This window comes from Methanobrevibacter sp., from assembly GCF_045539575.1.
In the GTDB taxonomy this organism is placed as follows: Archaea; Methanobacteriota; Methanobacteria; order Methanobacteriales; family Methanobacteriaceae; genus Methanocatella.
The window spans coordinates 1-7542 of the sequence record NZ_JAZQFM010000035.1; the positions used below are offsets into that span (position 1 = coordinate 1).

Genomic DNA, 7542 nt, shown 5'->3' on the forward strand with positions numbered 1-7542 from the left:
TACGAAGAAAAAGAAGATTATCCTTATTAAAAATACATGTCTAAAAAATTATCCTATACACTCACAGATAATAGGAACAAACAAAATTTAACTAATGTTTAAACTGACAATATCTGAAGAATAAGAACATAAACTGATATTAATCTACCTATCAATTCAGAACATAATGGAAAAAATATATTTCAAAAAGGATGACCTCCTGAATAGATATGATAAATAACATCAGAATAATATTGTTGATAATGTATACAATGTTTACACTGTTAACTATATATACACAAAACTACATATTAATAATTGGTGATAAAAAATGGAAACAAAAGCTATCAGAGTCAGTTTATTTAATCATGAAAGATTAGCAGACCTTGGACATAAGAATGATTCTTTCAATGACATTATAACAAAATTATTAGATGAGTATGAAGAATATCAAAAGATAAAAGACTTAATTGAAGCAGATAAAGAATTTGCGAATGGTGAAGGAGTTCACTTTTCTTCATTAGATGAACTTGATGCTTATCTAGATGATTAATATGGAACTTGAATTTAAACGATCTGCTTTAAAACAATTGAAATATTATAAAAAGAAAAATCCAATTGCTTACAAAAAAATCCGTGAAAAATTAGAAGAAATAATAAAAAACCCTGAAGATGGCGATTATAAAAAAGTAAAAAAATATCCAAAATATAAAAGAGCAAGAAAGGGAAATTATAGAATCTGTTTTAGGGTAGATGACAATTGTATTTATATTGGACGTATTGAAGATAGATCAAAAGTATATAACTAGTTTTTACAAACAAACAACCTCAAAACTATTTTCCCATTACTATCCAATTCTTTGAATGATTCTATAAACTGTAATTTGTCTGTCTAGGATTTTATTGGGAAAAATGAAGTATCAAAACAAAAACAAAATTAAAAGAAATATTTTTAAAAATAAAAGAATCAAAACACTTAGAACTGCAATAATAAGAATGGATAAGTGCCCAATAAATGCAGATTAATTATGAAAATGTTTATATATGTCCATTTACTTACATATTAAATGAAAGATTAGAAGGTAAAATCCATTATTTTGGTTTAGCCTGCACGTCATTGTCACCGCTGGTGGCGACTTTCCATGAAATTCTATTTCATAGGTCAATTAGTTGGCTGCAGGTTCTTCAGTCTTCATATTTTCTAGTTTTAATGTTTTTTAAAGACTTCAATGACATTCTTATTTTTAATCAAATCAATGAAATCAGAGTTATTGTGTTCTAAACTTTGAAAGATTGACCATACCAGCAAATCCGCTATTTGCACTCCTTTTTCTTTAATAGAATTTGCATGAGTTATATTAATTGGATAATTATTTGGATTATTAAGGCTTGATGAAAATCTTTCATTGAAAATGCGGATATCTTCATGCTTACTTTTTGATCTGTCCACAATGACTTTTGTTGTTGATGTAATTTTAATATTCTCCGCCAATTTAGATGCCAAAGTATCGTATAATTCATGATACTTATAGAAATTTGGTATATTATGGAGGTTTTGTTTATCTAAGAATATTGCCCAAATTTCACAATCAACGCTATTGACCTTTTTTAATATTTTTTTGATGACAAAAGGATTTGTTTTGTTTCCTTTAACTTCCAAATCCCGACCTATAATCTTATTGTATTTTTTATGGGCTTCTTTAATAATCCTATTAAGATGTTTAGGATTATCAACAATTATTGCTCCAATAACAAAATATTTGGAACTTGAATATTTATCCCCCAAATCGCCACTTTCATCAATGTAAACATATTTCATTAACTAAACATATACCCATAATCACTTAAAAAGATTTTGATGAGAGTATATTCCTAATAAAAACAAAATTGCTCCCAATATGTAAAATTGACACCTGAAAAACCATTATACTTATATACTAGAAGTAAAACAACGAAAAAGTATCCAAGACATCTTGATGATTATTTTTTTTAAATTCCTTAAATTAATTATTTTATGATTTAAAACATTTTAATGGAAAATAAACTCATATTTATAAACTTACCTATTTCAAGAAAAACCAGTTAATTTAATTATCAAACTAATTAACTTAATGCAATATTTAAACTTATTAATACTAGTTATAATAATACATATAATTATAAAATATTTTTTGGGGAATTGAACTAATGAATATACAAATGATTTTAATTGCTTGTGTTACAACACTGTATTTCATACTTCCTGCATACTTTTCAAATGGGGGAGGATTAGTATTTGGTGGAGGCCTCCCGGTCGATTTTGGAAAATCAGACAGCAAGGGAAACCGTTGGATCGGTGACGGAGTTACCTGGAGAGGTCTGATTGGAGGTACAATAATTGGAATCATTACAGGAGCAGTTCAAGGATACTTCGGCCCTCAAATTATTGCTGAGTTTGGAGACTACATTATCACCCCAATCATTACAAGCATTCCTGAAGGAATTTTAATCGGATTTTTACTTGGTTTTGGTGCTCTTTTAGGTGACGCAATAGGCAGTTTCTTAAAAAGAAGACTTGGAATCGGAAGAGGAAAACCAGCACCAATTCTTGACCAGCTTGATTTTTTAATTGTTGCACTGATACTCGTTTCATTTGTTGTTAAGTTAAACTGGTTATTTATAGTAATAGCTATAGTGATGACATTGGTAATCCATTTAATAGCAAATACAGGTGCATATCTGCTTGGAATGAAAGACGTATGGTATTAAATTAAAAAAAAAGAATGAGTGAAGACACTCATAAGTATTTATTCATCATGACGGCAGTTCCGACAGCAGGTGCCACTACACATTCTTCATCTGTTAGAATGTCACCCATTGATTTTACTTTTAGGCCTAAAAGTTCAGCTGCAGGCTTATCGATAATGTCTTTTCCAAGTCCTGTTGTGACAATCAAATCTAATTTTTGAGTATCAACTACCTGTTTTAGACCGTCTGCAATCTGCTCTATCTGTTTTTGATGAATGAATTCTGACATTTCAACGATATCATCCATAGACAGCATTTCCAAATCAGCGCAGACAACACGTGCAATCCTTTTGGCACAGTCTGTTTTGGATTTTCCTTCACCGTCAAATGTATCGCATACATAATCCTCTTCTGTAATTAAATCGAGAACTGTGTAAATATCAGCGGTTTGGGCAAACAGTTCACTTGCAACCCTGTATTCCTTACCGTTCAGTTCAACCTTATCCAAAAAGCTTGCAAGATTTGTCCTGAGTGTACCGGTATATACAAGCTCACCGGTTGCAGACCTGTCGAAATCGGATTTGCCTATTGCACATTCCCTGCCTTCCTTAATCGGTATGATATCTGTTGTAGTACTTCCGGTATCTATGAAAATACAATTGTCAGATATCAGTGTGGCAATTTGGGCTGTTGCAATCCAGTTTGCGGCTGCCGCCTTAAGCGGGGCATCTTCAATTTCGCTGCGGGAAAGCATTCCGTCAACGCCGACATAAGCTATCGGACAGTCAAATGTCTCTTCACATTTTCTGACTACATCCAACACCCCATCCTTTTTTGTGTCGTATGCATCGACCAGCTCTGCAGTCATTGAGATTCCAACTGCATCTATTTCGCTAACCGGACAGATATTTTCAATAAGTTCAATTAAAACGCGTGATAAATCATCATTGTTACTCCACATTGGAAGATATGCGAAATCAACTTCAATGTTTTTTATCTCTTCACCTTCAAAGTCGATTACTGCTAAATCGGTGTTTGCACCGCCGATATCGAATCCTGCAATTTTCATTTTATATTCTCCTAATTTCTAAGTTATCTCCGGACTTTTTAAATTCAACTTCTCCGTCCAGAGATACGTCAATATCATCAATATTAATCTCACCGTCAATCAGGTCCACTATTGATTTTCCTATATTGAAGTTTGCAACTTCCTTTAAACCCACATACGGTGTAGTAAATCTTGAATTAATCTCTAAAAGGTATACTGAATAGATGTCCTTTTCATCGGCATTGATTATCATGTCAACGCCGACAAAACCTTTCAGGCCGTCAATAGCTTCAACTGCTTTTTTGGCTATTTCGAATGCCTCATCCTTGTATTTGTTTTCAAAAGGCAGCTTACCTCCAAGATAAGTTCCCTTATCATCTTTAAGCTGTACAAACTGCTCATTCAAACTTATAGGAACAGCAGTCTTACCGTCTGAGAGCAAACTGACACTGATGTCTGTTCCTTCAATGAACTCCTGGACTATCACCCTTGAGCCAGGCTTGAAAATCTTATCCAAATCAAGAGTCAGGTCTTCAATGTTTTCTATAACAACTATATCCTCACAGTCAACGCCCATAAGCGGCTTGATAATGATTTTCAGATTTGTTAAAGGATCTTCGGCTTGCCATTTTTCATGTAAATTTTCAATAGCCCTTTTCCAGTATCCCTTTGGATCTATCTTAAACCTGAAGGACCTAGGTTGAGGAACAATGTTGTAAAGTGCCTCATAGGATTCATACTTGTCTGATGAGATAAAACATGCCTCAGCAGTAGATGTGTAGGTTTTAACGTTGTTTTCTTCCAGGATTTTTGTAATATTGTATAGGTTGTTATTGTTTTCGGCAGAAATGAAAATGGCCTTGTCGAACTGTGATGCGTTATCAGCCAGCCAATCGACAACATCGCCTTCAATGAAAATAGGATTTACATTTTCAAAGCCTTCCAATGCATTTTCATAGGACTTGTTTATCACCAAATCCTTTTGAATATCTGCCAAATCATCTAAAAGTGCAAATACCAATGCTTCCGCTTCGGAAATAATGCATTTATCCTTTTCGCCTGAAGCAGTGAAATACTCGAATACCAATACTGAATCATTTTCGTTTGTCATAAGTAATCATCATACCTTTTAGTTTTGTTTCATCTGTTGGAAATCTCATTTTCTCTCCGTCGAACATCATATGAATCAATGCGTCTTCTTTTTGCTCGAATTCACTTACGGTAATGTCATCATTGACTTGAGTCATTTTTCTTTCAAATGAATCCATTACCTCTTCCGGAGCGGAGATGTTTAAAATACCTTCATCATAATATTTTTCTATTGCATCCACAGTTTTGCGGGCCGCATTTCCCTGACCGTAGGGATTTAGCGCATTTTTCATTTTGTCTGCAAATTCCTCATCGTCAAGGATTTTTCTTGCATTTTCAATTATTGCATCCTTATCGGAACCGACCAGAATATTTCCCCCTGCAGTTACGGTTTCAGGCCTTTCAGTGTTGTATCTCAAAGTCAATGCAGGAACATCAAGTGTTATTGCCTCTTCCTGAAGGCCTCCGGAATCTGTTAAAATCAAGGTTGATTTGGAAGTCAAAAGCAGGAAATCCAAATATCCTATTGGCTTTACAATGTGAACGTGACTTAAATTGTTCAGCTCATCAAACAGTCCAAAGTTTTCAAGAGTATGCTTGGTTCTCGGATGGATAGGGAAAATTACATTCATGTCACTTAATTCCTTCAGGGCACCGATAATGCTGACTACACGCTCTTTAACGTCAACGTTTTCTGCCCTGTGCATTGTCAATGTCAAGATGTTATCCATACTGTCAATATTCAGGTCTTTAAGTGACTGCTCTTCAAATCCTCTTTTTTTGGCAATTTCAAGATGTCTGAAACATGCATCAACAACAGTATTTCCTGTGATAAAGAGGTTTTTTCTGGAAAAACCTTCAGCCAGAAGATTGACTGCAGACTCTTCGGTCGGAATGAAATACATTGTTGAGCAGACATCAGCAACCCTTCTGTTAATCTCTTCAGGCATTGTCATGTCAAAAGACCTCAATCCCGCCTCGACATGTCCAACGGCAATATGCAGCTTGCCGCAGACCAGAGCACCGGCAAGAACGGCATTGGTATCGCCCTGAACCAGCACAATATCAGGCTTTTCATCGAGCAAAATCTCTTCAATGCCCTTCATCATAAGCCCTGTTTGCTTTCCGTGACTGCCTGAGCCAACATGAATATTATAATCAGGAGCAGGAATCTCCAAATCCTTAAAAAAGTTATCAGACATTTCCTTATCATAATGCTGACCAGTGTGCAAAACGATTTGGTCAATGCCCCTCTCATTAATCTCAGCAATAATAGGCGCCATCTTAATAATTTCCGGCCGTGTGCCCAAAATGGTTGCTATTTTCATAATAATCCCTCAAGTATATATTTAATAAAAATAGTTTAAATAATTTTAAAAAAAAATAGTCATTCCCATGTGTGCAAATCTTTCAGACTTTTAATCATTGATTCACGAATTGCATATTTCCTTTGAAGATCGCTTAATGAATCAACCAAATCCCTTCTGAAGCGCTCGCAGGCATAATCGTCATACTTGAACTTGATGCCGTCATACTGGATGTCCATCAAAATCAGATATTCCGCTTCCATAACCTTAATGTTGGCTCTCGGTTCATCCTCAGCAGGGTCAAGCAATCTTTCAACCTCATCCAAGGTCATCTTGCCGATTGCCACATCAACAAAGACCCTCATCATTTTTCTCACCATATTCCATAAAAATGACTCACCGTAAATGTCCACAAATATCGGAGATAGAGTATCATGGAGATTAGGAAATTCCCTTTTGTGATAATCTGTCAAATCAACCTTTGAGATTTTAATGTCATCGATTGTCCTTGTGGTTGTCTTCTGGAAACGCTTTGTGAAATTGGTGAAGTTGTGTGTTCCCTTAAATACCTCTGCGCATTCCCTCAGCTTATCAATATCCAGGTCCTGGAAGAGCATATATCGGTATTGCCTCATCTGGGCATATCTTGGCTTGAACGCATAGCGAACAGGTGCCTTGGCTAAAATCTGAATGTCATCGGGAAGTGAATTGTTGATTTCATTGACCCTGACCTCCTTATCAGACTGGAAACTAATGACATTGCCCAAACTATGAACTCCGGCATCGGTTCTGCCTGCAATCCTGAATCTTGACTTTTTCAAATCATCAATGTAGTCCAGTTTGCGCAAATGGTAAATCAATTCCTCTTCTACTGTTCTAAGATCCGGCTGTCTTTGAAAACCATGAAAATTAGTTCCTATATATCCAATTTTTAGTGCTGTTCGCTTCATCAATATAATATTAAACACCATATAAAATAAAGGTTAGGAAAATAACTAAAACAATGCGAGAGAAGGAAAAGTAAATAGCTACCGAAATAGCTATTTACATAATTATATGGCTTTACTATCGCTTATCACACATTATGAAAATAAAAGAATAGATGATTAAAATTTAAAAAATTTTTTGAAGATAGAGTAGTTTATTGCCATAATTTCAATCATCCAAAATTATCTGAAAAAACAGATAATCTAATTTATACTTACTAGTAATAACCATATAAATGTTATTAAAGTATTACTCTTTAATTTCAAGCCTAAATTTAAAAATAAGAAACATGAGAAAGTTAAATTAATTATAATCCTATTAAATCCGTGAAATATAAAAACAACAACTAATTAATAAATTATTGTAAATAAAAGGATTTGTAATGAAAAGCAATAAACAAGAAGT

The 7542-nt window shown here is 34.2% G+C and carries 8 protein-coding genes; 3 read left to right on the top strand and 5 right to left on the bottom strand.

Annotated features, from left to right (window positions below; translation table 11 throughout):
* The first annotated feature begins 310 nt into the window (after nt 1-310).
* The gene (locus ACKI30_RS04870) at nt 311-532 is read left to right on the top strand and encodes a hypothetical protein (RefSeq protein WP_292741282.1); all 222 of its coding nucleotides are present in this window, start codon (nt 311-313) and stop codon (nt 530-532) included.
* Nucleotide 533: 1 nt separating this feature from the next.
* Nucleotides 534-788 carry a type II toxin-antitoxin system RelE family toxin gene (locus ACKI30_RS04875; RefSeq protein WP_407410376.1) on the top strand — a complete coding sequence of 85 codons (255 nt, stop codon included), beginning with the start codon at nt 534-536 and terminating at the stop codon, nt 786-788.
* A 398-nt stretch (nt 789-1186) separates the two neighbouring features.
* On the opposite strand, the gene ACKI30_RS04880 is transcribed toward ACKI30_RS04875, so the two are convergent.
* Entirely contained in the window at nt 1187-1798 is a 612-nt protein-coding gene (locus tag ACKI30_RS04880) for a DUF3800 domain-containing protein (protein WP_407410378.1), read from the bottom strand.
* A 368-nt stretch (nt 1799-2166) separates the two neighbouring features.
* On the opposite strand from ACKI30_RS04880, the gene ACKI30_RS04885 reads away from it, so the two are divergent.
* Nucleotides 2167-2727, top strand: a complete 561-nt coding sequence (locus ACKI30_RS04885; RefSeq protein WP_407410380.1) for a CDP-2,3-bis-(O-geranylgeranyl)-sn-glycerol synthase — start codon at nt 2167-2169, stop codon at nt 2725-2727.
* A gap of 28 nt (nt 2728-2755) precedes the next feature.
* Here ACKI30_RS04885 and ACKI30_RS04890 read toward each other — a convergent pair whose 3' ends face one another.
* The 4 genes from ACKI30_RS04890 to truA are packed head-to-tail and all read right to left on the bottom strand — an operon-like array spanning nt 2756 to nt 7100.
* Complete coding sequence (locus ACKI30_RS04890) at nt 2756-3775, bottom strand: hydantoinase/oxoprolinase family protein (RefSeq protein WP_407410382.1); 1020 nt, start codon at nt 3773-3775, stop codon at nt 2756-2758.
* Nucleotide 3776: 1 nt separating this feature from the next.
* A complete protein-coding gene (locus ACKI30_RS04895; protein WP_407410384.1) occupies nt 3777-4865 on the bottom strand; it encodes an ATP-grasp domain-containing protein in 1089 nt (362 codons plus the stop codon).
* Complete coding sequence (gene wecB / locus ACKI30_RS04900; RefSeq protein WP_407410386.1) at nt 4849-6171, bottom strand: non-hydrolyzing UDP-N-acetylglucosamine 2-epimerase; 1323 nt, start codon at nt 6169-6171, stop codon at nt 4849-4851. The genes ACKI30_RS04895 and wecB overlap by 17 nt, the downstream gene beginning before the upstream one ends.
* Before the next feature lie 59 nt (nt 6172-6230).
* Nucleotides 6231-7100 (bottom strand): tRNA pseudouridine(38-40) synthase TruA, encoded by an 870-nt coding sequence (gene truA, locus ACKI30_RS04905; protein ID WP_407410388.1) that lies wholly within the window; start codon nt 7098-7100, stop codon nt 6231-6233.
* Nucleotides 7101-7542: the final 442 nt, after the last annotated feature.

What these genes read in the sequence shown, in the direction of transcription:
- ACKI30_RS04870 (WP_292741282.1), top strand. Translation starts at nt 311, where the DNA reads ATGGAAACAAAAGCTATCAGAGTCAGTTTATTTAATCATGAAAGATTA.
- ACKI30_RS04875 (WP_407410376.1), top strand. Translation starts at nt 534, where the DNA reads ATGGAACTTGAATTTAAACGATCTGCTTTAAAACAATTGAAATATTAT.
- ACKI30_RS04880 (WP_407410378.1), bottom strand. Translation starts at nt 1,798, where the DNA reads ATGAAATATGTTTACATTGATGAAAGTGGCGATTTGGGGGATAAATAT.
- ACKI30_RS04885 (WP_407410380.1), top strand. Translation starts at nt 2,167, where the DNA reads ATGAATATACAAATGATTTTAATTGCTTGTGTTACAACACTGTATTTC.
- ACKI30_RS04890 (WP_407410382.1), bottom strand. Translation starts at nt 3,775, where the DNA reads ATGAAAATTGCAGGATTCGATATCGGCGGTGCAAACACCGATTTAGCA.
- ACKI30_RS04895 (WP_407410384.1), bottom strand. Translation starts at nt 4,865, where the DNA reads ATGACAAACGAAAATGATTCAGTATTGGTATTCGAGTATTTCACTGCT.
- wecB (WP_407410386.1), bottom strand. Translation starts at nt 6,171, where the DNA reads ATGAAAATAGCAACCATTTTGGGCACACGGCCGGAAATTATTAAGATG.
- truA (WP_407410388.1), bottom strand. Translation starts at nt 7,100, where the DNA reads ATGAAGCGAACAGCACTAAAAATTGGATATATAGGAACTAATTTTCAT.